Raw genomic sequence first — 22,432 nt, 5'->3', positions numbered from 1 at the left:
CCGCTGATCGTCCTCGTCGGCCCGATGGGCGTCGGCAAGTCCACCGTCGGACAGCTCCTGGCCGAGCGGCTCGGCGTCGGCTACCGGGACACGGACGAGGACATCGTCACCGGGCAGGGGCGCACCGTCGCCGACATCTTCGTCGACGAGGGCGAGGCGGCCTTCCGGGCCCTGGAGAAGCAGACCGTGCACCGGGCGCTCGCCGAGCACGACGGCGTCCTCGCCCTGGGCGGCGGCGCGATCCTGGACGCCGACACGCGCGGCCTGCTCGCCGCGCAGCGCGTCGTCTACCTCTCGATGGACGTCGATGAGGCCGTCAAGCGCACCGGACTGAACGCCGCGCGGCCGCTGCTGGCGGTCAACCCGCGCAGACAGTGGCGTGAGCTGATGGAGGCCCGCCGCCACCTGTACGAGGAGGTCGCCACGGTCGTCGTGGCCACCGACGGGCGTACGCCGGAAGAAGTCACCCGAGCCGCCCTCGACGCACTGGAGTTGAAAGAAGCATGAGCGAGGCAGTCACCCGGATCCAGGTCGGCGGCACCGCGGGATCCGACCCCTACGAGGTCCTGGTGGGCCGTCAGCTCCTGGGCGAGCTCGGTGGTCTGATCGGTCCGAAAGCCAAAAAGGTCGCGGTGATCCACCCCGAGGCCCTCGCCGAGACCGGCGACGCGCTGCGCTCCGACCTCGCCGGGCAGGGCTACGAGGCGATCGCCATCCAGGTGCCCAACGCCGAGGAGGCGAAGACCGCCGAGGTCGCCGCCTACTGCTGGAAGGCGCTCGGCCAGTCCGGCTTCACCCGCACCGACGTGATCGTCGGCGTCGGCGGCGGAGCCAGCACCGACCTGGCCGGGTTCGTGGCCGCGACCTGGCTGCGCGGTGTGCGCTGGATCGCCGTCCCCACCACCGTGCTGGCCATGGTGGACGCGGCCGTCGGTGGCAAGACCGGCATCAACACCGCCGAGGGGAAGAACCTCGTCGGCTCCTTCCACCCGCCGGCCGGAGTCCTGTGCGACCTGGCCGCGCTGGACTCCCTCCCGGTCAACGACTACGTCTCCGGGCTCGCCGAGGTCATCAAGGCCGGCTTCATCGCCGACCCGGTGATCCTGGACCTGATCGAGTCCGACCCCCAGGCCGCGCGCACCCCGGCCGGACCGCACACCTCCGAGCTGATCGTGCGTTCGATCAGGGTCAAGGCGGAGGTCGTCTCCTCCGACCTGAAGGAGGCGGGCCCGCGGGAGATCCTGAACTACGGTCACACGCTCGGCCACGCCATCGAGAAGAACGAGCGCTACAAGTGGCGCCACGGCGCCGCGGTCTCGGTCGGCATGCACTTCGCCGCCGAACTGGGCCGTCTCGCGGGCCGCCTGGACGACGCGACCGCCGACCGCCACCGCACCATCCTCGAAGCGGTCGGCCTCCCGCTGCACTACCGCCACGACCAGTGGCCCAAGCTGGTCGAGAACATGAAGGTCGACAAGAAGTCCCGCGGCGACCTGCTGCGCTTCATCGTCCTGGACGGCCTCGCCAAGCCCACGGTCCTGGAGGGCCCCGACCCGGCCGTCCTCCTCGCCGCCTACGGCGAGGTGGGCGAGTAGTACCCCGGCGTACCTTCCGTCCGATTCACCTTGCGGGACGGGCACTTCGGACCGCCCCCGGCCGTTCACCAAACGACGGCCGGGGGCGGTACCGTTCGGTAGCAGGCGGGCCCCGTCCCGCTGTCAGCGCCCATCGCCTGTACGAGACGGAGTGGCACCGGATGCAGCACGCAGTGGGTTCTCCGCTGCCGCCGCCCCATCAGCCGGGGCACGGACCGGCCCTCGGCTGGTCCCCGGCCGCACATCACCCGGGCCCGCACGCGGGTTCCGCCCCCGTTCCTCCGCCTGCGCAGGGTTATCCCGTGCAGGCCCCGCACCCCGTGGCTCCCCGCCAGGTCCCGGCTCCGGGACCGCAGCACGCCCCGGATCCGCAACTGGCTCCGGGCCCGGTTCCGGGGCCGCACCAGCCTGCCCCGGTACCGCCCTCCCCGGAAGGCACCGGCCACGTAGCGCTGCCCCCCGGCGGCCCCGTGGCCGTGCCCAGCGTGCCCCCTGCCACGGCCGCCGCGCCCGACCCCACCACGACCACCCTCGCGGTACTGCTCATCGGTCCCGCGGGCGCCGGCAAGACCAGCGTCGCCAAGTACTGGGCGGACCACCGCCGGGTCCCCACCGCGCACATCAGCCTCGACGACGTCCGCGAATGGGTCCGCTCCGGCTTCGCCGACCCCCAGACCGGGTGGAACGAGCACTCCGAGGCCCAGTACCGCCTCGCCCGCCGCACCTGCGGCTTCTCCGCGCGCAACTTCCTCGCCAACGGCATCTCGTGCATCCTCGACGACGCGGTCTTCCCGGACCGCCCGGTCGTCGGCCTCGGCGGCTGGAAGCGGCACGTCGGTCCCGGCCTGCTGCCGGTCGTCCTCCTGCCGGGCCTGGACATCGTCCTGGAGCGCAACGCCGAACGCAGCGGAAACCGGCGCCTCACCGACGAGGAGGTCGCCCGCATCCACGGCCGGATGGCCGGCTGGTACGGATCGGGCCTCCCGATCATCGACAACTCCCAACTCGGCATCCCGGAAACCGCCCACCTCCTCGACGAGGTCCTCTCCCGCTCGATAGCCAGCCCGCCCAGCTGGTAAGCGTCCGTGGGGGCGCGGGGCCGTGTCGATTCGCGGCTCTGCGGCGGGGCGCGAGCAACCCCCACCGGCGTCCGGACGCCACACCGGGCCCCCACGGGCTCACCCGGCGTCCCCGGCCCCGCCCACTCGGCCCACCCAAGCGGCGCACCCCCGGCGGAGCTCATACGCTCGGCTCATGTCAGAGGTGTACGCGGCCCGCCGGACGCGCCTACGAGAACGCTGCAACGCGGGCGGCAGCGCGGCGGCGCTCGTCTCCCGGCCCGCCAACGTGCGCTATCTCGCGGGCGCCGCCCCGCACGGTGCCGTACTGCTGCTGGGCCAGACCGAGGATCTCCTGGTCTGCTCCGGCCCGCCGGACGACCGGTCGGCACAGGGGCGGCCCGACGAGTCCCTGCCGGTGCGCGCGCTGCCCGGACCCGGCGGTGACCCGGCCGTCGCGGCCGCCGGCCTCGCCGCGGCCCAGGGCACCGACTCCCTCGCCACGGAGGACCACCACCTCACCGTGGTCCGGCACCGCGCCATGCGTTCGGTCGCGCCCCGGCTGCGCCTGACCGACCTCGGCCAGGCGGTCGAGCAGCTCCGGGTGGTCAAGGACGAGGAGGAGATCTCCTGTCTGCGCATCGGCGCCGAGATCACGGACCAGGCCCTCGGCGAACTCCTGGAGTCCATCCTGGTCGGCCGCACCGAACGGCACCTCGCCCTGGAACTGGAGCGCCGCCTGGTCGACCACGGCGCCGACGGGCCGGCCTTCCCCACATCCGTCGGCACCGGCCCGAACTCGGGACGCCGCGGCCACCGGCCCACCGACCGGCGCGTGGAGGAGGGCGACTTCCTCTCCGTCTGCCTGGGCGCGACCTACCGCGGCTACCGCTGCGAGATCGGCCGTACGTTCGTCATCGGTACCTCGCCGGCCGACTGGCAGATCGAGCTGTACGACCTCGTCTTCGCGGCCCAGCGGGCCGGCCGGGAGGCCCTCGCACCCGGCGCCGCCTGCCGCGACGTGGACCGCGCCGCCCGCCAGGCACTGGACGCGGCGGGGTACGCGGAGAACCTTCCGACGCTCACCGGTCACGGTGTCGGACTCGAAATCGACGAGGACCCGCAGTTGGCCCCCGCGGCCATGGGTAAACTGGACGCTTGTGTGCCGGTCACCGTCGAACCGGGGGTCCACCTCCCGGGCCGGGGCGGGGTCCGGATCGATGACACGCTCGTCGTGCGCCCCGAGGCGGACGGCGGACCCGAGCTACTCACCATCACGACCAAGGAGCTGCTCGCGCTCTAGCCTTCGCGCTGTGCGCGGGCCTGCACCGGGGTCGTCCACGTCAGTCCAGTCCAGGAGATTCCGCAACCGTGGCTTCCACGAACGACCTCAAGAACGGCATGGTGCTCAAGCTCGAAGGCGGCCAGCTCTGGTCCGTCGTCGAGTTCCAGCACGTCAAGCCCGGCAAGGGCCCCGCCTTCGTGCGCACCAAGCTCAAGAACGTGCTTTCCGGCAAGGTCGTCGACAAGACCTTCAACGCCGGCGTCAAGGTCGAGACGGCCACTGTCGACAAGCGTGACATGCAGTTCTCGTACATGGACGGCGACTACTTCGTCTTCATGGACATGGAGACCTACGACCAGCTGCACGTCGACCGCAAGGCCGTCGGCGACGCCGCCAACTTCCTGGTGGAGGGCTTCACCGCCACCGTCGCGCAGCACGAGGGCGAGGTGCTCTTCGTCGAGCTGCCGGCCGCCGTCGAGCTCACCATCCAGGAGACCGAGCCGGGCGTCCAGGGCGACCGCTCCACCGGCGGCACCAAGCCCGCCATCCTGGAGACCGGTCACCAGATCAACGTCCCGCTCTTCATCACCACCGGTGAGAAGATCAAGGTCGACACCCGCTCCAGCGACTACCTCGGCCGGGTGAACAGCTAACCGTGGCTGCCCGCAACACGGCCCGCAAGCGCGCCTTCCAGATCCTCTTCGAGGGCGATCAGCGCGGCGCCGACGCCCTGACGGTCCTCGCCGACTGGGTCCGGCACGCCCGGTCCGACACCCGGCAGCCGCCGGTGAGCGAGTACACGATGGAGCTGGTCGAGGGCTACGCCGAGCGCGCGAAGCGCATCGACGAGCTCATCGCCCAGTACTCGGTCGGCTGGACGCTCGACCGCATGCCGGTCGTCGACCGCAACATCCTGCGTCTGGGCGCGTACGAGCTGATCTGGGTCGACGCGACCCCGGACGCCGTCGTCCTGGACGAGATGGTGCAGCTGGCGAAGGAGTTCTCCACGGACGAGTCGCCCGCGTTCGTCAACGGCCTGCTCGGCCGGTTGAAGGACCTCAAGTCCTCGCTGCGTCGCGACGAGAGCTGAGAGGGGCCCCAGGCCCCGGGGAGAGACCCAACCACGCCGGAGGGCCCGCAGCAGGCGCGCTGCGGGCCCTCCGGCGTGCTTGCCCGTACCGCCCGACGCCCGAGGCACGGAACCCGTGGCACAGGACCCGAGGCACAGAAGAAGCCGCCGGGGTGGCCGGAACCGCTTGGTTCCGGCCACCCCGGCGGCACGTTTCTGCTGAGGCGGCTGCGGCTCAGAGGTCCTCGTGGGACGCCACCGCGCGACGCGCGTCCGCGTCCAGCACACCCCAGCTGATCAGCTGCTCGGTGAGGACCGAGGGCGACTGGTCGTAGATGACGGCGAGTGTGCGCAGGTCGTCCTGGCGGATCGAGAGCACCTTGCCGTTGTAGTCACCGCGCTGCGACTGGATCGTGGCCGCGTACCGCTGGAGCGGGCCCGCCTTCTCGGCCGGCACCGTGGCCAGTCGCTCCAGGTCCAGGACCAGCTTCGGCGGCGGCTCGGCGGCACCGCCCGGGGTGGTGCCCGGGAGCAGCTCCTGTACGGGAACGCCGTAGAAATCCGCCAGCTCGGCGAGGCGCTGCACGGTCACGGCACGGTCGCCGCGCTCGTACGAACCGACCACGACGGCCTTCCAGCGGCCCTGGGACTTCTCCTCGACACCGTGGAGGGAAAGGCCCTGCTGGGTGCGGATGGCCCGGAGCTTGGCCCCGAGCTGTTTGGCGTATTCGCTGGACATATGGCTCCCCGGACAAGGTGTCGACGCGGCCTGCTGTGTTGCGAGCCGCGCGGCTGGTAACTCACTGTGAGGTTACGCAGCGTTACTCTCCTGCGTCAAGCCGAATGGTCCGCACCGACTCTTCCGTGGTATCTGCGATCCGTTCCCCCGAACGGGTGGCGCGGGTGCGGCAAAAGGGTGACGGGGGAGTGTCGGGGGAGTCCGAGGGATGACTCTGTGAGCCTGATACCGTAGGTGGCGCATATCCGACGTCCTTTAAGGTCCGTCCCGTGAGGCGGAGAAGGAGGTCCGTTTCTTATGGACAAGCAGCAAGAAGCCCGCCCCGTCCTCGAAGGGCCCGACATCGCCCGGGTCCTCACCCGTATCGCCCACGAGATCGTCGAACGCGCCAAGGGCGCCGACGACGTGGTGCTCCTCGGCATTCCGACCCGGGGCGTCTTCCTCGCCCGGCGGCTCGCCGACAAGCTCGAGCAGATCACCGAGCGCAAGATTCCGGTCGGCTCGCTCGACATCACCATGTACCGCGACGACCTGCGCATGCACCCGCCGCGAGCGCTGGCGCGCACCGAGATCCCCGGCGACGGCATCGACGGCCGCCTGGTCGTCCTCGTCGACGACGTGCTCTTCTCCGGCCGGACCATCCGCGCCGCCCTCGACGCGCTGAACGACATCGGCCGCCCGCGCGCGGTGCAGCTCGCCGTCCTCGTCGACCGCGGCCACCGCGAACTGCCCATCCGCGCCGACTACGTCGGCAAGAACCTCCCCACGTCGCTGCGGGAGACGGTCAAGGTCCAGCTCGCCGAGGAGGACGGTCGCGACACCGTGCTGCTCGGTGCCAAGCCGGCCGCCCCGGGCGCCCACCCTTAGCACCTCGCGTACGCGTCCAGCCGTGCCGTACGCCCGCTCGGCGCGCCCGCACGCGTACCCGGCCGCCCGAATTATCCCGCTCTTCCGCATGAATCGCCTTACGGAGCCTCACAGATGCAGCGTCATCTCATCTCGGCCGCCGACCTCACCCGCGACGACGCCATCCTGATCCTCGACACCGCCGAGGAGATGGCCCGGGTAGCCGACCGGCCGATCAAGAAACTGCCGACCCTGCGCGGCCGTACCGTCGTCAACCTCTTCTTCGAGGACTCCACCCGGACCCGGATCTCCTTCGAGGCCGCCGAGAAGCGCCTGTCCGCGGACGTCATCAACTTCACCGCCAAGGGCTCCAGCGTCTCCAAGGGCGAGTCCCTCAAGGACACCGCCCAGACGCTGGAGGCCATGGGCGTCGACGCCGTCGTCATCCGGCACAGCGCCTCCGGCGCCCCCTACCGCCTGGCCACCTCCGGCTGGATCGACGCGCACGTCGTCAACGCCGGCGACGGCACCCACCAGCACCCCACCCAGGCGCTGCTGGACGCCTTCACCATGCGCCGCCGCCTGGTCGGCCGCGACGCCGGCCTCGGGAAGGACCTGGACGGACGCCGGATCACGCTCGTCGGCGACATCCTGCACAGCCGGGTCGCCCGCTCCAACGTCGACCTGCTGCACACCCTGGGCGCCGAGGTCACCCTCGTCGCCCCGCCCACCCTGCTGCCGGTCGGCGTCGAGACCTGGCCCTGCGAGGTCTCCTACGACCTCGACTCGACGCTGACCAAGTCCGACGCGGTGATGCTGCTGCGCGTCCAGCGCGAGCGTATGAACGCCGCGTTCTTCCCGACCGAGCGCGAGTACTCCCGCCGCTACGGCCTCGACGGCGACCGCATGGCGCGGATGCCAGGCCACGCCATCGTGATGCACCCCGGTCCGATGGTCCGCGGTATGGAGATCACCGCCGAGGTCGCCGACTCCGATCGCTGCACCGTCGTCGAGCAGGTCACCAACGGCGTCTCCATCCGGATGGCCGTCCTGTACCTGCTGCTCGGCGGCAACGAGCCCGCCGTCACCCACGCCCGCACCACCGAGGAGAAGTAAGAGCATGAGCAAGACCCTGATCCGCGGTGCGAAGGTGCTCGGCGGCGAGCCGCGGGACGTGCTGATCGACGGCGGGACCGTCGCGGAGGTGGGCGTCGGGCTGAGCGCCGAGGGCGCCGAGGTCGTCGAGGCCGACGGCAAGGTGCTGCTGCCCGGCCTGGTCGACCTGCACACCCACCTGCGCGAGCCCGGCCGCGAGGACTCCGAGACCGTCCTCACCGGCACCCGCGCCGCGGCGAGCGGCGGCTACACCAACGTCTTCGCCATGGCCAACACCTTCCCGGTCGCCGACACCGCCGGCGTCGTCGAGCAGGTCTGGCGGCTCGGCAAGGAGTCCGGCTACTGCGACGTGCAGCCCATCGGCGCCGTCACCGTCGGCCTGGAGGGCAGCAAGCTCGCCGAGCTGGGCGCCATGCACGAGTCCGCGGCCGGCGTCACCGTCTTCTCCGACGACGGCAAGTGCGTCCACGACGCGGTGATCATGCGCCGCGCCCTGGAGTACGTGAAGGCCTTCAACGGCGTCGTCGCCCAGCACGCCCAGGAGCCCCGGCTCACCGAGGGCGCCCAGATGAACGAGGGCGTCGTCTCCGCCGAGCTGGGCCTCGGCGGCTGGCCCGCCGTCGCCGAGGAGTCGGTCATCGCCCGGGACGTGCTGCTCGCCGAGCACGTCGGCTCCCGCGTCCACATCTGCCACCTGTCGACGGCCGGCAGCGTCGAGATCGTCCGCTGGGCCAAGTCCCGCGGCATCGACGTCACCGCCGAGGTCACCCCGCACCACCTGCTCCTCACCGACGAGCTGGTCCGGTCGTACAACCCGGTCTACAAGGTCAACCCGCCGCTGCGCACCGAGCGCGACGTGATGGCGCTGCGCGAGGCGCTCGCCGACGGCACGATCGACATCGTCGCCACCGACCACGCCCCGCACCCGCACGAGGACAAGGACTGCGAGTGGGCCGCCGCCGCCATGGGCATGGTGGGTCTGGAGACCGCGCTGTCGGTGGTCCAGGAGACCATGGTGGACACGGGCCTGCTGGACTGGGCCGGCGTCGCCGACCGCATGTCCTTCAAGCCCGCGCAGATCGGACAGGCCACCGGGCACGGCCGTCCCGTCTCGGCTGGTGAGCCCGCCAACCTCACCCTCGTCGACACGGCATACCGTGGCCAGGTGGACCCCGCGGGCTTCGCCTCGCGCAGCCGCAACACCCCCTACGAGGGTCGCGAGCTGCCGGGCCGTGTGACGCACACGTGGCTGCGGGGCAAGGCCACGCTCGTCGACGGGAAGCTCACGTGACACCTGTAATCCTGCTGGCCGCCGAGAAGGAATCGGCGGAAGTGACCGACTGGGCCGCCCGCGTCGGCTGGGTCGTGGGCCTCGGCCTGTTCGTCGCGCTCGTCTACTGGCTGATGCGCGAGGGCTGGAAATGGCGCAGCACCCTCCAGGGCGACCTGCCGGAGCTGCCCACCGCGCCGCACGAGCCCGGCCCGGCGAAACTGACGATGAGCGGTCGCTATCACGGCTCCACCACCGCCGGACAGTGGCTGGACCGCATCGTGGCGCACGGCCTGGGCACCCGCAGCCGGGTCGAGCTGACACTGACGGACGCGGGACTGGACGTCGTACGCCCCGGCGCGAACGACTTCTTCGTCCCCGTCGCCGCACTGCGCGAGGCCCGGCTCGACAAGGGCATCGCCGGCAAGGTGCTCACCGAGGGCGGCCTGCTGGTCGTCACCTGGGAACACGGCGACAAGATGATCGACTCCGGTTTCCGCTCGGACCACGCGGCCGAGCACAACGAGTGGGTCGAAGCCCTGAACGACATGATCAACAAGACGGAAACGGAAGGCGCACGATGACGACCTCCACCAGGGGAGCCGGCAAGGCTCCCGCCGTACTCGTCCTGGAGGACGGCCGGATCTTCCGCGGCCGTGCCTACGGGGCCGTGGGGGCCACGTTCGGCGAAGCCGTGTTCTCCACCGGCATGACCGGCTACCAGGAAACCCTCACCGACCCGTCGTACCACCGCCAGGTCGTCGTCATGACCGCGCCGCACGTGGGCAACACCGGCGTCAACGACGAGGACATGGAGTCCAAGAGGATCTGGGTCTCCGGCTACGTCGTGCGCGACCCCGCGCGCGTGCCCTCCAACTGGCGCTCGACGCGCACGCTGGACGAGGAACTGGCCGCCCAGGGCGTCGTCGGCGTCTCGGGCGTCGACACCCGCGCCCTCACCCGCCACCTGCGTGAGCGCGGCGCCATGCGCGTCGGCATCTTCAGCGGTGACGCGATCCAGGACGACGCCGCACTGCTGGCCCGCGTCCAGGAAGCCCCCGAGATGGCCGGCGCCGACCTCTCCGCCGAGGTCGCCACCACCGAGGCGTACGTCGTCCCGGCGATCGGCGAGAAGAAGTTCACCGTCGCCGCCGTCGACCTCGGCATCAAGGGCATGACCCCGCACCGCATGGCCGAGCGCGGCATCGAGGTGCACGTCCTGCCCGCCACGACCACCGTCGAGGACATCTACGCCGTCAACCCCGACGGTGTGTTCTTCTCCAACGGCCCCGGCGACCCCGCCACCGCCGACCACCCCGTCTCCGTGATGCGGGGCGTCCTGGAGCGCGACACCCCGCTGTTCGGCATCTGCTTCGGCAACCAGATCCTGGGCCGCGCGCTCGGCTTCGGCACCTTCAAGCTGAAGTACGGCCACCGCGGCATCAACCAGCCGGTGCAGGACCGTACGACCGGCAAGGTCGAGGTCACCGCGCACAACCACGGCTTCGCCGTCGACGCCCCGCTCGACCAGGTCTCCGACACCCCCTACGGCCGCGCCGAGGTCTCCCACGTCTGCCTCAACGACAACGTGGTGGAGGGCCTGCAGCTCCTCGACAAGCCGGCCTTCAGCGTCCAGTACCACCCCGAAGCGGCGGCCGGCCCGCACGACGCCGCCTACCTGTTCGACCGCTTCGTGAAGCTCATGGAGGGCCAGCGTGCCTAAGCGCACCGATATCCAGTCCGTCCTGGTCATCGGCTCCGGCCCGATCGTCATCGGCCAGGCCGCCGAGTTCGACTACTCCGGCACGCAGGCGTGCCGCGTGCTCAAGGCCGAGGGCCTGCGCGTCGTCCTGGTGAACTCCAACCCGGCGACGATCATGACCGACCCGGAGATCGCCGACGCCACCTACGTCGAGCCGATCACCCCCGAGTTCGTCGAGAAGATCATCGCCAAGGAGCGGCCCGACGCGCTCCTGCCCACCCTGGGCGGCCAGACGGCCCTGAACACCGCCATCTCGCTGCACGGCAACGGCGTCCTGGAGAAGTACGGCGTCGAGCTGATCGGCGCCAATGTGGAGGCCATCAACAAGGGCGAGGACCGCGACCTGTTCAAGGACGTCGTGGAGGAGGTCCGCAAGAAGATCGGCCACGGCGAGTCGGCCCGCTCCTACATCTGCCACTCCATGGACGACGTCCTCAAGGGCGTCGAGGAGCTCGGCGGCTACCCGGTCGTCGTCCGTCCCTCCTTCACCATGGGCGGCGCCGGCTCCGGCTTCGCGCACGACGAGGAGGAGCTGCGCCGCATCGCCGGGCAGGGCCTCACCCTCTCGCCGACCACCGAGGTGCTCCTGGAGGAGTCCATCCTCGGCTGGAAGGAGTACGAGCTGGAGCTGATGCGCGACAAGAACGACAACGTCGTGGTCGTCTGCTCCATCGAGAACTTCGACCCCATGGGCGTCCACACCGGAGACTCGATCACCGTCGCGCCCGCGATGACGCTGACCGACCGCGAGTACCAGGTGCTGCGCGACGTCGGCATCGCGATCATCCGCGAGGTGGGCGTCGACACCGGCGGCTGCAACATCCAGTTCGCGGTGAACCCGGTCGACGGCCGCGTCATCGTGATCGAGATGAACCCGCGCGTGTCGCGGTCCTCGGCGCTCGCCTCCAAGGCGACCGGCTTCCCGATCGCCAAGATCGCGGCCAAGCTCGCCGTCGGCTACACGCTGGACGAGATCCCGAACGACATCACGCAGGAGACCCCGGCCTCCTTCGAGCCGACCCTCGACTACGTGGTCGTCAAGGCTCCGCGCTTCGCCTTCGAGAAGTTCCCGAGCGCGGACTCCACGCTGACCACCACCATGAAGTCGGTCGGCGAGGCCATGGCCATCGGCCGCAACTTCACCGAGGCCTTCCAGAAGGCGCTGCGCTCGCTGGAGAAGAAGGGCAGCCAGTTCACGTTCGTCGGCGAGCCCGGCGACAAGGGCGAGCTGCTGCGCGAGTCCGTGCGGCCCACCGACGGCCGGATCAACGCCGTCATGCAGGCCATCCGCGCGGGCGCCACGCCCGAGGAGGTCTTCGAGTACACGAAGATCGACCCCTGGTTCGTCGATCAGCTGTTCCTCATCAAGGAAATCGCCGACGAGCTGGCCGAGGCCCCCGAGCTGACCGTCGAGCTGCTCGCCGAGGCCAAGCGGCACGGCTTCTCCGACCAGCAGATCGGCGAGATCCGCGGCCTGCGCGAGGACGTCGTCCGCGAGGTGAGGCACGCGCTCGGCATCCGCCCGGTCTACAAGACGGTCGACACCTGCGCCGCCGAGTTCGCCGCGAAGACGCCGTACTTCTACTCCTCGTACGACGAGGAGACCGAGGTCGCGCGCCGCGAGAAGCCGGCCGTCATCATCCTGGGCTCCGGCCCGAACCGCATCGGCCAGGGCATCGAGTTCGACTACTCCTGCGTCCACGCCTCCTTCGCGCTCAGCGACGCCGGGTACGAGACCGTGATGGTCAACTGCAACCCGGAGACCGTCTCCACCGACTACGACACCTCCGACCGGCTGTACTTCGAGCCGCTCACCCTGGAGGACGTCCTGGAGATCGTCCACGCGGAGCAGCAGGCCGGTCCGATCGCGGGCGTGATCGTGCAGCTCGGCGGCCAGACCCCGCTGGGCCTGTCGCAGGCGCTCAAGGACAACGGCGTGCCGGTCGTCGGCACCCCGCCCGAGGCCATCCACGCCGCCGAGGACCGCGGGGCCTTCGGCCAGGTGCTCGCCGAGGCGGGCCTGCCCGCCCCCAAGCACGGCACCGCCACCACCTTCGCCGGCGCCAAGGCCATCGCCGACGAGATCGGCTACCCGGTCCTGGTGCGGCCCTCCTACGTCCTCGGCGGGCGCGGCATGGAGATCGTCTACGACGAGACCCGGCTGGAGGCCTACATCGCCGAGTCGACCGAGATCAGCCCGTCCCGCCCGGTCCTGGTCGACCGGTTCCTGGACGACGCGATCGAGATCGACGTCGACGCCCTGTACGACGGCGAGGAGCTGTACCTCGGCGGCGTCATGGAGCACATCGAGGAGGCCGGCATCCACTCCGGCGACTCGGCGTGCGCCCTGCCCCCGATCACACTGGGCGGCTTCGACATCAAGCGGCTGCGCGCCTCCACCGAGGGCATCGCCAAGGGTGTCGGCGTGCGCGGCCTGATTAACATCCAGTTCGCGCTGGCGGGCGACATCCTCTACGTCCTGGAGGCCAACCCGCGCGCCTCGCGCACCGTACCCTTCACCTCGAAGGCGACCGCGGTGCCGCTGGCCAAGGCCGCCGCCCGCATCTCGCTCGGCGCCACCATCGCCGAGCTGCGCGCCGAGGGCCTGCTCCCGGCCACCGGCGACGGCGGCGAGCTGCCGCTCGACGCGCCGATCTCCGTCAAGGAGGCCGTGATGCCGTGGTCCCGCTTCCGGGACATCCACGGCCGCGGCGTCGACACGGTCCTCGGCCCGGAGATGCGCTCCACCGGCGAGGTCATGGGCATCGACTCCGTCTTCGGCACGGCGTACGCCAAGTCGCAGGCGGGCGCCTACGGGCCGCTGCCGACCAAGGGACGGGCGTTCATCTCGGTCGCCAACCGCGACAAGCGTTCGATGATCTTCCCGGCCCGCGAGCTGGTCGCCCACGGCTTCGAACTGCTCGCCACCTCCGGCACCGCCGAGGTGCTCAGGCGCAACGGCATCAACGCCACAGTCGTGCGCAAGCAGTCCGAGGGCACCGGCCCGAACGGTGAGAAGACCATCGTCCAGCTCATCCACGACGGCGGGGTCGACCTCATCGTCAACACCCCGTACGGCACCGGTGGCCGCCTCGACGGCTACGACATCCGTACGGCGGCCGTGGCCCGCTCCGTGCCGTGCCTGACGACGGTCCAGGCGCTCGCCGCGGCGGTGCAGGGCATCGACGCCCTCAACCACGGCGACGTGGGAGTGCGTTCACTCCAGGAACACGCGGAATTCCTGACCGCGGCCCGCGACTAGCAACCCCGAGGGGGACACCGGAAACGGTGTCCCCCTCTTCATGAGGACACCATGTACAAGACCTTCTTCTCGCTCGTCTTCAAGCGGATGGACCCGGAGCGGGCGCACCACCTCGCCTTTGGCTGGATCCGCCTCGCCGTCCGCGTCCCCGTCCTGCGCACCTTCGTCGCGGCCGTGCTGGCGCCCCGCTTCAAGGAACTGCGCACCGAGGCCTTCGGCCTGCGCATGCACGGCCCCTTCGGGCTGGCGGCCGGCTTCGACAAGAACGCGGTCGCCATCGACGGCATGGCGATGCTCGGCTTCGACCACGTCGAGATCGGTACCGTGACGGGGGAGCCGCAGCCCGGAAACCCCAAGAAACGGCTGTTCCGTCTGGTGAGTGACCGGGCGCTGATCAACCGCATGGGCTTCAACAACGACGGCTCGCTGGCCGTCGCCGCCCGTCTGGCCTCCCGTACGCCCCTCTTGCGGACCGTCGTCGGCGTCAACATCGGCAAGACGAAGGTCGTCCCGGAGGAGGCGGCCGTCGGCGACTACGTGAAGTCCGCCGAGCGGCTCGCCCCGCACGCCGACTACCTCGTCGTCAACGTCTCCTCCCCGAACACGCCCGGACTGCGCAACCTCCAGGCGGTGGACCACCTGCGTCCGCTCCTGAGCGCCGTCCGCGAGGCCGCCGACCGCGCCGTCACCGCGCGGCGCGTCCCGCTCCTGGTCAAGATCGCGCCCGACCTCGCCGACGAGGACGTCGACGCGGTCGCCGACCTGGCCGTGGAGCTGGGCCTGGACGGGATCATCGCCACCAACACCACCATCGCGCGCGAGGGCCTCGGCCTCACGTCCTCGCCGGTGCTCGTCCGGGAGGCCGGCGGCCTGTCCGGCGCACCGCTCAAGGAGCGCTCCCTGGAGGTGCTGCGCCGCCTCTACGCGCGCGTGGGCGACCGGATCACCCTGGTGGGCGTCGGTGGCGTCGAGAGCGCCGAGGACGCCTGGCAGCGCATCCTGGCCGGGGCCACGCTGGTCCAGGGCTACAGCGCGTTCGTCTACGAGGGTCCCTTCTGGGGCCGCGCCGTCCACAAGGGACTCGCCGCGCGCCTGCGGCAGAGCCCGTACGCCACCCTCGCCGACGCGGTCGGCGCCGACGTCAGGAAGAACGCATGACGGTACTCGAACCCTTCGGCGCCCGGCTGCGCCGCGCGATGGACGAGCGCGGGCCGCTGTGCGTCGGCATCGACCCGCACGCCTCCCTGCTCGCCGAGTGGGGTCTGAACGACGACGTGGCCGGTCTGGAGCGTTTCAGCCGCACCGTCGTGGAGGCGGTGGCCGGCCGGGTCGCCGTGCTCAAGCCGCAGAGCGCCTTCTTCGAGCGCTTCGGATCGCGTGGCGTCGCCGTACTGGAGAAGTCGGTCGAGGAGGCGCGGGCGGCCGGCGCCCTGGTCGTCATGGACGCCAAACGCGGCGACATCGGCTCTACCATGGCCGCGTACGCCGAGTCGTTCCTGCGCAGGGACGCCCCGCTGTTCTCGGACGCGCTGACCGTCTCGCCGTACCTCGGCTACGGGTCTCTGAAGCCGGCCGTCGACATGGCGCGCGAGAGCGGTGCGGGCCTGTTCGTGCTGGCGCTGACCTCCAACCCGGAGGGCGCCGAGGTCCAGCACGCGGTCCGGACCGACGGGCGCAGCGTCGGGGCGACGGTCCTGGCGCACCTGGCCGCCGAGAACGCCGGGGAGGAGCCCCTCGGGTCCTTCGGCGCGGTGGTCGGCGCCACCCTCGGCGACCTGTCGTCGTACGACCTGGGCATCAACGGCCCGCTCCTCGCGCCCGGCATCGGCGCGCAGGGAGCCACCCCCGCGGATCTGCCGCGGGTCTTCGGCGCCGCGGTGCGCAACGTCGTTCCGAACGTCAGCCGGGGTGTTCTGCGTCACGGTCCCGATGTGGCCGCGTTGCGGAAGGCCGCAGACCGTTTCGCGGAGGAGACCAGGACCGCGGTCACGGCGTCCTGACTCTGGATACATCCTCAAATCCGAGGCAGTATGTCCTAAATGTCCGCCCTGACGGAGGCTGACCAGGACTTTTCCGCTGTTCTCGCTGACTCCGGCGGACTTGACCGCTAGTCTCCGACGAGAGTCCGCGGGCAAGCGTGTTGCTCGTGGCTCCCCAGGTGTGGGGCGACTAGGTTCCTCACCGGTCCGTATCCGACAGTTCGACATCCGAGGTGACGTAGGCGTGGCTCTTCCGCCCCTTACCCCTGAACAGCGCGCAGCCGCGCTCGAAAAGGCCGCCGCGGCTCGCCGGGAGCGGGCCGAGGTCAAGAATCGACTCAAGCACTCCGGCGCCTCCCTCCACGAGGTCATCAAGCAGGGCCAGGAGAACGACGTCATCGGCAAGATGAAGGTCTCCGCCCTCCTCGAGTCCCTGCCGGGCGTGGGCAAGGTCCGCGCCAAGCAGATCATGGAGCGACTGGGCATCTCCGAGAGCCGTCGCGTGCGCGGGCTCGGTTCCAACCAGATCGCCTCCCTGGAGCGCGAGTTCGGCAGCACCGGCAGCTGAGTCCGGACCACTCCGGGATTGCTGGAATAATCGCTGCATGGCTGCAACACCCCGGGGGACGTCCCCCGTACCCCCGGACGCACGTCCGCGGCTGACCGTGCTCTCCGGCCCCTCGGGGGTCGGCAAGAGCACGGTCGTCGCCCATATGCGCAAGGAACACCCCGAGGTCTGGCTGTCGGTCTCGGCGACGACCCGCAGGCCCCGACCCGGCGAGCAGCACGGTGTCCACTACTTCTTCGTCACCGACGAGGAGATGGACAAGCTGATCGCCAACGGTGAGCTGCTGGAGTGGGCCGAGTTCGCCGGCAACCGCTACGGCACACCGCGTGCGGCCGTACTGGAGCGCCTGGACGCCGGTGAGCCGGTGCTCCTGGAGATCGACCTCCAGGGCGCGCGGCAGGTCCGCGAGTCCATGCCCGAGGCCCAGCTGGTGTTCCTGGCCCCGCCCTCTTGGGAGGAGCTGGTGCGCAGGCTCACCGGCCGGGGCACCGAGCCTCCGGAAGTGATCGAGCGCCGCCTCGCCGCGGCCAAGGTCGAGCTGGCGGCCGAGCCGGAGTTCGACCAGACCCTGGTCAACACCTCCGTCGAGGACGTGGCGCGCGAGCTGCTAGCCTTGACGAACGTCGTGTGATCGCCACTGGTCACCCTGCGATCATCCCGACAGAATCTTTCCCATCCATCGGAAGGTAGAGCGTGTCCTCTTCCATCTCCGCGCCCGAGGGCATCATCAACCCGCCGATCGACGAGCTCCTCGAGGCCACGGACTCGAAGTACAGCCTCGTGATCTACGCGGCCAAGCGGGCCCGCCAGATCAACGCGTACTACTCGCAGCTCGGCGAGGGCCTCCTCGAGTACGTCGGTCCCCTCGTGGACACCCACGTCCACGAGAAGCCGCTCTCGATCGCCCTGCGCGAGATCAACGCGGGGCTGCTGACCTCCGAGGCCATCGAGGGTCCGGCGCAGTAACACCGGCGGTATTGTTTTCAGCCTCACGCTGACTTTTCCACAGGCCCGGCAGTCCGACTGTCGGGCCTGTGGTGTGTGATGGGTCGTACGCGACATCCGAGCCGGGGAGACGGGGAGAGACGGTGGACAAGCCCAAGGTCGTTCTGGGGGTCAGCGGCGGCATCGCCGCGTACAAGGCCTGTGAGCTGCTGCGCAGGTTCACGGAGTCGGGGCACGAGGTCCGGGTCGTCCCCACCGCCTCCGCGCTGCACTTCGTCGGCGCCGCCACCTGGTCCGCGCTGTCCGGCAACCCCGTGTCGACCGAGGTGTGGGACGACGTCCACCAGGTCCCGCACGTGCGCATCGGCCAGCACGCCGATCTGGTCGTCGTCGCCCCGGCCACCGCCGACACGCTCGCCAAGGCCGCCCACGGCCTCGCCGACGACCTCCTCACCAACACACTGCTCACGGCCCGCTGCCCGGTCGTCTTCGCTCCCGCCATGCACACCGAGATGTGGGAGCACCCGGCCACCCAGGAGAACGTGGCGACGCTCCGCCGGCGCGGCGCCCTCGTGATCGAACCGGCCGTCGGCCGCCTCACCGGCGTCGACACCGGCAAGGGCCGGCTGCCCGACCCCGGCGAGATCTTCGAGGCCTGCCGCCGGGTACTCGCCCGCGGCGTGCGCGAGCCGGACCTCGCCGGACGGCACGTCGTCGTCAGCGCCGGCGGTACCCGGGAGCCCCTCGACCCGGTCCGCTTCCTCGGCAACCGCTCCTCCGGCAAGCAGGGCTACGCCCTCGCCCGCACCGCCGCCGCCCGGGGCGCCCGCGTCACTCTGGTCGCGGCCAACCCGTCGCTGCCGGACCCGGCCGGTGTGGACGTGATCCCGGTGGGCACGGCCGTGGAACTGCGCGAGGCGATGCTGCGTGCCGCGGCGGACGCCGACGCCGTCGTCATGGCCGCGGCGGTCGCGGACTTCCGGCCGGCGACGTACGCCGCCGGGAAGATCAAGAAGAAGGACGACCAGGAACCCGCCCCGATCACCCTGGTGCGCAACCCGGACATCCTCGCGGAGATCTCCACGGACCGGGCCCGCTCCGGGCAGGTGGTCGTCGGCTTCGCCGCCGAGACCGACGAGGTCCTCGCCAACGGCCGGGCGAAGCTGAAGCGCAAGGGGTGCGACCTCCTCGTGGTCAACGAGGTGGGGGAGCGCAAGACCTTCGGGTCCGAGGAGAACGAGGCCGTGATCCTCGGCGCCGACGGCAGCGAGACCCCGGTGGCGCACGGCCCCAAGGAAGCCCTGGCCGAAACGGTGTGGGACCTCGTGGCGGAACGGCTCGGCTGAATGACTCATTCACTCCACCCGGCTCGCGAACCCCGCGCATTGGAGCGTGGCGGCCCTGGCCAAGGGTGCGTCGTTCCAGGCAGAATGCCCGTGCCGCAGGTCACAGCCCTTCCGAGAGGCGAGACGGGTGGGCCCGTGGTGGAGTGCGACCGATAAACTGTTCTCGGACGTCGCCGGGTGCAGCTCCCCGTGCCGTCCACCAATGATCAGCCAGCAGCCGCTGCAACCCCAGGGAGCGTTGTGTCCCGTCGCCTGTTCACTTCGGAGTCCGTGACCGAAGGTCACCCCGACAAGATCGCTGACCAGATCAGCGACACGATTCTCGACGCGCTACTGCGTGAGGACCCGACCTCTCGGGTCGCCGTCGAAACCCTGATCACCACCGGTCTGGTGCACGTGGCCGGCGAGGTCACCACCAAGGCCTACGCGGACATCGCCAACCTCGTCCGCGGCAAGATCCTGGAGATCGGCTACGACTCCTCGAAGAAGGGCTTCGACGGCGCCTCCTGCGGCGTCTCGGTCTCGATCGGTGCCCAGTCCCCGGACATCGCGCAGGGCGTCGACACGGCGTACGAGAACAGGGTCGAGGGCGACGAGGACGAGCTGGACCGGCAGGGCGCCGGTGACCAGGGCCTCATGTTCGGCTACGCGTCCGACGAGACGCCGACCCTGATGCCGCTCCCGGTCTTCCTGGCGCACCGCCTGTCCAAGCGCCTGTCCGAGGTCCGCAAGAACGGCACGATCCCCTACCTGCGCCCGGACGGCAAGACGCAGGTCACCATCGAGTACGACGGCGACAAGGCCGTCCGGCTCGACACGGTCGTCGTCTCCTCCCAGCACGCGAGCGACATCGACCTGGAGTCGCTGCTCGCCCCCGACATCAAGGAATTCGTCGTCGAGCCCGAGCTCAAGGCGCTGCTGGACGACGGCATCAAGCTCGACACGGAGAACTACCGCCTCCTGGTCAACCCGACCGGGCGCTTCGAGATCGGCGGCCCGATGGGCGACGCCGGCCTGACCGGCCGCAAGATCATCATCGACACCTATGGCGGCATGGCCCGCCACGGCGGCGGCGCCTTCTCGGGCAAGGACCCCTCCAAGGTCGACCGCTCCGCCGCCTACGCGATGCGCTGGGTCGCCAAGAACGTCGTCGCCGCGGGCCTCGCCGCCCGCTGCGAGGTCCAGGTCGCGTACGCCATCGGCAAGGCCGAGCCGGTCGGTCTCTTCGTGGAGACCTTCGGCACCGCCAAGATCGACACCGAGAAGATCGAGAAGGCGATCGACGAGGTCTTCGACCTCCGTCCGGCCGCCATCATCCGTGACCTCGACCTGCTCCGCCCGATCTACGCCCAGACCGCGGCGTACGGCCACTTCGGCCGCGAGCTTCCCGACTTCACCTGGGAGCGCACGGACCGCGTGGAGGCGCTGCGGCAGGCAGCGGGGCTGTAAGGCACCCGACGCGTCCCGCCCGACGGCACGTCGCGAGGCCCGGTGTCCCCGGTGGGGACGCCGGGCCTCGGCGTGTCCGCGCGCGGGCAGGGCGGGCACGTGGGGGCGCGTCCGGGCACCGTCGTTTGTCAGTGGTCTTTGGTAGGAATGCAGGCGTGAGCAGCGAGAACGAACCGGCGGGCGGTGGCGCCCAGGACGCGCCGCCCGAGCAGCTCGCGCTCATCCGGGAGAGCGTGCGCGAGGCGAAGGCGCCGCGGGCCAAGCCGCGGACCTGGCGTGGAGCCGCGCTCGCCGGTGAACTGCCCGTCGCCCGGGTCCTCGTCGACAAGGGCGTACTCCACCTCGACAGGTACTTCGACTACGCCGTGCCCGAGGAGCTCGACGCCGACGCCCAGCCCGGCGTGCGGGTGCGGGTGCGGTTCGGGGCCGGGCGGCACCGGGTGCGGGACGGGCGGCGCGAGGGCGGGGGGCTCATCGACGGCTTCCTCGTCGAGCGGCTCGCCGAGTCCGACTACTCGGGCCCCCTCGCCGCGCTGGCCCAGGTCGTCTCGCCCGAGCCGGTGCTCGACGAGGAACTGCTCGGACTCGCGCGGGCGGTCGCCGACCGGTACGCGGGCAGCCTCGCCGACGTGCTGCAGCTCGCCGTACCGCCGCGGAACGCGCGCGCCGAGAAGCGGACGTCACCCGATCCGCTGCCCCCGCCGCCGGTGCCCGGGCCGGGGTCCTGGACGCGGTACGAGCAGGGGTCCGCGTTCGTGGCGGCGCTCGCCTCGGGGGGTACGCCGCGCGCCGTGTGGAACGCGCTGCCGGGTCCGCGGTGGAGCGAGGAGCTGGCGCGGGCCGTGGCGGCCACGCTGGCCTCCGGCCGGGGCGCGCTCGTCGTCCTGCCCGACGGGAGGGCCGTCGCCCGCGCCGACGCCGCGCTGACCGCGCTGCTGGGCGAGGGACGGCACGCGGTGCTCACCGCCGACGCCGGACCCGAGAAGCGGTACGCGCAGTGGCTCGCGGTGCGCCGAGGGGCCGTACGGGCCGTCGTCGGGACCCGCGCCGCCATGTTCGCGCCGGTGCGGGACCTGGGGCTGGTCGCCCTCTGGGACGACGGCGACGACAGCCACAGCGAACCGCACGCCCCGCAGCCGCACGCGCGCGAGGTGCTGCTGCTGCGCGCCGCCCAGGACAGGTGCGCCTTCCTGCTGGGCGGCTGGAACTGCACCGTGGAGGCCGCCCAGCTCGTGGAGACCGGCTGGGCCCGGCCACTGGTCGCCGCGCGGGAGCAGGTGCGAGCCGCCGCCCCGCTGGTTCGGACGGTGGGGGACCAGGATCTCGCCCGGGACGAGGCCGCCCGCGCCGCACGGCTGCCGACCCTCGCCTGGCAGGCCGTCAGGGACGGACTGCGGCACGGACCGGTGCTCGTGCAGGTGCCCAGGCGGGGCTACGTACCGCGGATGGCCTGCGCCGCGTGCCGGACGCCCGCGCGCTGCCGGCACTGCTCGGGGCCGCTGGAGGGGCAGGAGTCCGGGGCCGCGCTGCGGTGCGGCTGGTGCGGGCGCGAGGAGGGCGGGTGGCACTGCCCGGAGTGCGGGGCGTTCCGGTTGCGCGCCCAGATCGTGGGGGCCCGCCGCACCGCCGAGGAACTGGGGCGGGCGTTCCCGGCGGTGCCGGTGCGCACCTCGGGGCGCGAGCAGGTGCTGGACACCGTGCCGGAGACGCCCGCGCTGGTCGTGAGCACCCCGGGGGCCGAACCCGTCGCCGAGGGCGGCTACGCGGCGGCACTGCTGCTCGACGGCTGGGCGATGCTCGGGCGGCCGGACCTGCGCGCCGGTGAGGACGCGCTGCGGCGCTGGCTGGCCGCCTCCGCGCTGGTGCGCCCGCAGAGCGCCGGGGGCACCGTCGTCGCGGTCGCCGAGCCCACCCTGCGGCCGGTGCAGGCGCTGGTGCGCTGGGACCCCGTCGGCCACGCCGTGCGGGAACTGGCCGAGCGGGCCGAGCTGGGCTTTCCGCCGGTGTCGCGGATGGCGGCCGTGGCGGGACCGGCGGAGGCGGTGGCCGCCTTCCTCGGTGCGGTCGGTTTGCCGCGCGAGGCCGAGGTGCTGGGCCCGGTGCCGCTGCCGGTCACGCCCGCGGGGCGTCCGCGGCGGGTGGG

21 protein-coding genes are annotated in these 22,432 nt (G+C 71.4%); 20 read left to right on the top strand and 1 reads right to left on the bottom strand.

All coding sequences use genetic code 11. The features are described 5' to 3' along the window. The first annotated feature begins 24 nt into the window (after positions 1 to 24). From EBH09_RS05960 to nusB, 6 genes are all read left to right on the top strand, one after another. The gene (locus EBH09_RS05960; RefSeq protein ID WP_193776174.1) at positions 25 to 507 is read left to right on the top strand and encodes a shikimate kinase; all 483 of its coding nucleotides are present in this window, start codon (positions 25 to 27) and stop codon (positions 505 to 507) included. Then, positions 504 to 1,595, top strand: coding sequence for a 3-dehydroquinate synthase (gene aroB, locus EBH09_RS05955; RefSeq protein WP_121745905.1), 1,092 nt, complete (start codon positions 504 to 506; stop codon positions 1,593 to 1,595). Before EBH09_RS05960 ends, aroB begins: the two co-directional genes overlap by 4 nt. A 161-nt stretch (positions 1,596 to 1,756) precedes the next feature. After that, positions 1,757 to 2,674 (top strand): Pro-rich N-terminal domain-containing protein, encoded by a 918-nt coding sequence (locus tag EBH09_RS05950; RefSeq protein ID WP_121745904.1) that lies wholly within the window; start codon positions 1,757 to 1,759, stop codon positions 2,672 to 2,674. A 175-nt stretch (positions 2,675 to 2,849) separates the two neighbouring features. Next, positions 2,850 to 3,956, top strand: a complete 1,107-nt coding sequence (locus EBH09_RS05945; RefSeq protein WP_121745903.1) for an aminopeptidase P family protein — start codon at positions 2,850 to 2,852, stop codon at positions 3,954 to 3,956. Between the two features lie 68 nt (positions 3,957 to 4,024). Further along, positions 4,025 to 4,591: an elongation factor P gene (gene efp / locus EBH09_RS05940; protein WP_055415926.1), complete on the top strand. Its 567-nt coding sequence runs from the start codon at positions 4,025 to 4,027 to the stop codon at positions 4,589 to 4,591. A gap of 2 nt (positions 4,592 to 4,593) precedes the next feature. Next, positions 4,594 to 5,028 carry a transcription antitermination factor NusB gene (nusB, locus tag EBH09_RS05935; RefSeq protein ID WP_121745902.1) on the top strand — a complete coding sequence of 145 codons (435 nt, stop codon included), beginning with the start codon at positions 4,594 to 4,596 and terminating at the stop codon, positions 5,026 to 5,028. 214 nt (positions 5,029 to 5,242) lie between these two features. On the opposite strand, the gene bldD is transcribed toward nusB, so the two are convergent. Further along, the gene (gene bldD, locus EBH09_RS05930) at positions 5,243 to 5,746 is read right to left on the bottom strand and encodes a transcriptional regulator BldD (RefSeq protein WP_055415924.1); all 504 of its coding nucleotides are present in this window, start codon (positions 5,744 to 5,746) and stop codon (positions 5,243 to 5,245) included. A gap of 297 nt (positions 5,747 to 6,043) precedes the next feature. Here bldD and pyrR point away from each other — a divergent pair, with 297 nt between their 5' ends. From pyrR to EBH09_RS05860, 14 genes are all read left to right on the top strand, one after another. Next, positions 6,044 to 6,613, top strand: a complete 570-nt coding sequence (gene pyrR / locus EBH09_RS05925) for a bifunctional pyr operon transcriptional regulator/uracil phosphoribosyltransferase PyrR (protein ID WP_121745901.1) — start codon at positions 6,044 to 6,046, stop codon at positions 6,611 to 6,613. Between the two features lie 114 nt (positions 6,614 to 6,727). Beyond that, the gene (locus tag EBH09_RS05920) at positions 6,728 to 7,708 is read left to right on the top strand and encodes an aspartate carbamoyltransferase catalytic subunit (RefSeq protein WP_121745900.1); all 981 of its coding nucleotides are present in this window, start codon (positions 6,728 to 6,730) and stop codon (positions 7,706 to 7,708) included. A 4-nt stretch (positions 7,709 to 7,712) separates the two neighbouring features. Next, entirely contained in the window at positions 7,713 to 8,999 is a 1,287-nt protein-coding gene (locus EBH09_RS05915; protein WP_121745899.1) for a dihydroorotase, read from the top strand. Beyond that, positions 8,996 to 9,562 carry a hypothetical protein gene (locus EBH09_RS05910; RefSeq protein ID WP_121745898.1) on the top strand — a complete coding sequence of 189 codons (567 nt, stop codon included), beginning with the start codon at positions 8,996 to 8,998 and terminating at the stop codon, positions 9,560 to 9,562. The genes EBH09_RS05915 and EBH09_RS05910 overlap by 4 nt, the downstream gene beginning before the upstream one ends. Continuing rightward, entirely contained in the window at positions 9,559 to 10,701 is a 1,143-nt protein-coding gene (gene carA, locus EBH09_RS05905; protein WP_121745897.1) for a glutamine-hydrolyzing carbamoyl-phosphate synthase small subunit, read from the top strand. The genes EBH09_RS05910 and carA overlap by 4 nt, the downstream gene beginning before the upstream one ends. After that, a complete protein-coding gene (gene carB, locus EBH09_RS05900) occupies positions 10,694 to 14,002 on the top strand; it encodes a carbamoyl-phosphate synthase large subunit (RefSeq protein ID WP_121745896.1) in 3,309 nt (1,102 codons plus the stop codon). Before carA ends, carB begins: the two co-directional genes overlap by 8 nt. Positions 14,003 to 14,053: 51 nt before the next feature. Beyond that, positions 14,054 to 15,160 carry a quinone-dependent dihydroorotate dehydrogenase gene (locus EBH09_RS05895; protein WP_121745895.1) on the top strand — a complete coding sequence of 369 codons (1,107 nt, stop codon included), beginning with the start codon at positions 14,054 to 14,056 and terminating at the stop codon, positions 15,158 to 15,160. Continuing rightward, the gene (gene pyrF, locus EBH09_RS05890; RefSeq protein ID WP_121745894.1) at positions 15,157 to 16,002 is read left to right on the top strand and encodes an orotidine-5'-phosphate decarboxylase; all 846 of its coding nucleotides are present in this window, start codon (positions 15,157 to 15,159) and stop codon (positions 16,000 to 16,002) included. The genes EBH09_RS05895 and pyrF overlap by 4 nt, the downstream gene beginning before the upstream one ends. A gap of 223 nt (positions 16,003 to 16,225) precedes the next feature. Further along, a complete protein-coding gene (locus tag EBH09_RS05885) occupies positions 16,226 to 16,549 on the top strand; it encodes an integration host factor (protein WP_003977346.1) in 324 nt (107 codons plus the stop codon). A 37-nt stretch (positions 16,550 to 16,586) separates the two neighbouring features. Then, the gene (gmk, locus tag EBH09_RS05880) at positions 16,587 to 17,180 is read left to right on the top strand and encodes a guanylate kinase (protein ID WP_121745893.1); all 594 of its coding nucleotides are present in this window, start codon (positions 16,587 to 16,589) and stop codon (positions 17,178 to 17,180) included. Positions 17,181 to 17,242: 62 nt separating this feature from the next. After that, the gene (gene rpoZ, locus EBH09_RS05875) at positions 17,243 to 17,515 is read left to right on the top strand and encodes a DNA-directed RNA polymerase subunit omega (RefSeq protein ID WP_003977348.1); all 273 of its coding nucleotides are present in this window, start codon (positions 17,243 to 17,245) and stop codon (positions 17,513 to 17,515) included. Positions 17,516 to 17,637: 122 nt separating this feature from the next. Next, positions 17,638 to 18,840, top strand: a complete 1,203-nt coding sequence (coaBC, locus tag EBH09_RS05870; RefSeq protein WP_121745892.1) for a bifunctional phosphopantothenoylcysteine decarboxylase/phosphopantothenate--cysteine ligase CoaBC — start codon at positions 17,638 to 17,640, stop codon at positions 18,838 to 18,840. A gap of 240 nt (positions 18,841 to 19,080) precedes the next feature. Next, positions 19,081 to 20,289, top strand: coding sequence for a methionine adenosyltransferase (gene metK / locus EBH09_RS05865; RefSeq protein ID WP_121745891.1), 1,209 nt, complete (start codon positions 19,081 to 19,083; stop codon positions 20,287 to 20,289). Positions 20,290 to 20,444: 155 nt separating this feature from the next. Beyond that, positions 20,445 to 22,432, top strand: a 1,988-nt coding sequence (locus EBH09_RS05860; RefSeq protein WP_121746258.1) for a primosomal protein N', incomplete at its 3' end; no start/stop codon positions are given.

Origin of the sequence: Streptomyces sp. E2N166 (assembly GCF_003671715.1) — a bacterium.
In the GTDB taxonomy this organism is placed as follows: Bacteria; Actinomycetota; Actinomycetes; order Streptomycetales; family Streptomycetaceae; genus Streptomyces; species Streptomyces thinghirensis.
Note: the sequence above shows the minus strand (reverse complement) of the source record. Positions and strands in the feature narration are given on the sequence as shown.

Coding starts and splice junctions, on each gene's coding strand:
- EBH09_RS05960 (WP_193776174.1), top strand. CDS start 25: ATGGGCGTCGGCAAGTCCACCGTCGGACAGCTCCTGGCCGAGCGGCTC.
- aroB (WP_121745905.1), top strand. CDS start 504: ATGAGCGAGGCAGTCACCCGGATCCAGGTCGGCGGCACCGCGGGATCC.
- EBH09_RS05950 (WP_121745904.1), top strand. CDS start 1,757: ATGCAGCACGCAGTGGGTTCTCCGCTGCCGCCGCCCCATCAGCCGGGG.
- EBH09_RS05945 (WP_121745903.1), top strand. CDS start 2,850: ATGTCAGAGGTGTACGCGGCCCGCCGGACGCGCCTACGAGAACGCTGC.
- bldD (WP_055415924.1), bottom strand. CDS start 5,746: ATGTCCAGCGAATACGCCAAACAGCTCGGGGCCAAGCTCCGGGCCATC.
- pyrR (WP_121745901.1), top strand. CDS start 6,044: ATGGACAAGCAGCAAGAAGCCCGCCCCGTCCTCGAAGGGCCCGACATC.
- EBH09_RS05920 (WP_121745900.1), top strand. CDS start 6,728: ATGCAGCGTCATCTCATCTCGGCCGCCGACCTCACCCGCGACGACGCC.
- EBH09_RS05915 (WP_121745899.1), top strand. CDS start 7,713: ATGAGCAAGACCCTGATCCGCGGTGCGAAGGTGCTCGGCGGCGAGCCG.
- carA (WP_121745897.1), top strand. CDS start 9,559: ATGACGACCTCCACCAGGGGAGCCGGCAAGGCTCCCGCCGTACTCGTC.
- EBH09_RS05895 (WP_121745895.1), top strand. CDS start 14,054: ATGTACAAGACCTTCTTCTCGCTCGTCTTCAAGCGGATGGACCCGGAG.
- pyrF (WP_121745894.1), top strand. CDS start 15,157: ATGACGGTACTCGAACCCTTCGGCGCCCGGCTGCGCCGCGCGATGGAC.
- gmk (WP_121745893.1), top strand. CDS start 16,587: ATGGCTGCAACACCCCGGGGGACGTCCCCCGTACCCCCGGACGCACGT.